The sequence below is a fragment of the Nonomuraea sp. NPDC049784 genome, assembly GCF_040659615.1.
Taxonomy (GTDB): Bacteria; Actinomycetota; Actinomycetes; order Streptosporangiales; family Streptosporangiaceae; genus Nonomuraea.
This window is the reverse complement of the sequence record NZ_JBFAMX010001260.1, coordinates 1-1,211: the sequence shown is the minus strand read 5'-3', so window position 1 is coordinate 1,211 and position 1,211 is coordinate 1. Positions and strand designations below refer to the sequence as shown.

Here is a 1,211-nt window from a genome sequence, read left to right as displayed (position 1 = left end):
TCCGTGTTCACCGGCAGCGACATCCGGGCCCGCCGGGTAGGACGCGACCTCCACTTCGGTGGAATCTGGATCAACACCTGGGGCGTGCTCTCCGAGCACTTCGAGCAAGGCGGCTTCAAGCAGAGCGGGTACGGCCTCCTGTGCGGCCCCGCGGCCATCACCGAATTCCAGAACCTCAAGACGTACGCGACTGCTGCCCCGCAACCGGCATAAGACTCTGGCTCAGCGGACCCCGGATGGCGAAGAGGGCCTGGACCGGGCGTCGGATCGCGGTGAGGTCCACGTCCAGGTTCGCACCGCGGATGATCTGCCGCTGGCGCAGGGCGCGGGGGCGGTCGAGCGCCGTGGTCGGCGAAACGCCCACGGCCGCGGCGAGGTCGCGGGCGAAGCGCGGAAGGTGCCGTCGGTCATGGGGTGGAGGTCGATGTCACCGATCGGCATGGCGATCACTGTGCATCTGCGGACGGGGAGGGAGGCCTGGGGTGGCCCAGCTGCTCAGCAGTCGTAGCGCGTCGGCGGTGGGGGAGCCGGGCTCGGCGTTGTAGATGGCCAGCGTCTGGTCGGGGTCGCCGGGGGGCTGGAAGGACTCGTAAGAGAAGTGGAGTTCCCCGACTTCGGGGTGGAAGTAGCGCTTGGTGCCGTGGGTGCGGCGCAGGACGCGGTGGTCGTTCCACCAGGTGGTGAATTCGGGGCAGCGCAGGGTGAGCTCGCCGATGAGGTCGGCGAGTCGCCGGTCGTTCGGGTGGCGGCCTGCTTCAAGGCGGAGCATGGCGACGGTCTCGGCGGCGATCTGTGCCCAGTCTCCGACGCGGTCGCGGGCGTCGGGGTCGAGGAGGTAGTAGCGGGCGAGGTTGCGCTGTGTGGCGGGCAGGGCGTCGAAGTCGGTCAGGATCTCGCGCGCCAGCCGGTTGGCGGCGAGCACGTCGGTACGCCGGCCGACGATGAAGGCGGGGACGTGTTCCAGGGTCTGGAGCGTGAGATACAGGCCGGGGCGGACACGTTGCGGAGCGGACGGGGCACGGCGTGCGGGTGTGGGCCGCGCGAGCAGATCGGTGAGGTGCTCGTGCTCGGCGGGATCGAGCTGGAGTGTGCGTGCCAGGGCCTCGACGACCTCCGGGGAGGGGGTTCCGGCGCGGCCCTGTTCGAGACGGGTGTAGTACTCGGTGCTCACGCCGGCCAGGCGGGCGACCTCGTCGCGGCGAAGTCCGGGC

At 70.5% G+C, this 1,211-nt stretch carries 2 protein-coding genes; one reads left to right on the top strand and one right to left on the bottom strand.

What is annotated here, in order from left to right; all coding sequences use genetic code 11:
* Positions 1-213 (top strand): aldehyde dehydrogenase family protein (locus AB0J09_RS65240; RefSeq protein WP_360714585.1); only part of this gene is annotated, 213 nt, incomplete at its 5' end.
* Positions 214-427: 214 nt separating this feature from the next.
* On the opposite strand, the gene AB0J09_RS65235 is transcribed toward AB0J09_RS65240, so the two are convergent.
* The coding region (locus tag AB0J09_RS65235) for a helix-turn-helix transcriptional regulator (RefSeq protein ID WP_360714583.1) at positions 428-1,211 on the bottom strand (784 nt) is incomplete at its 5' end.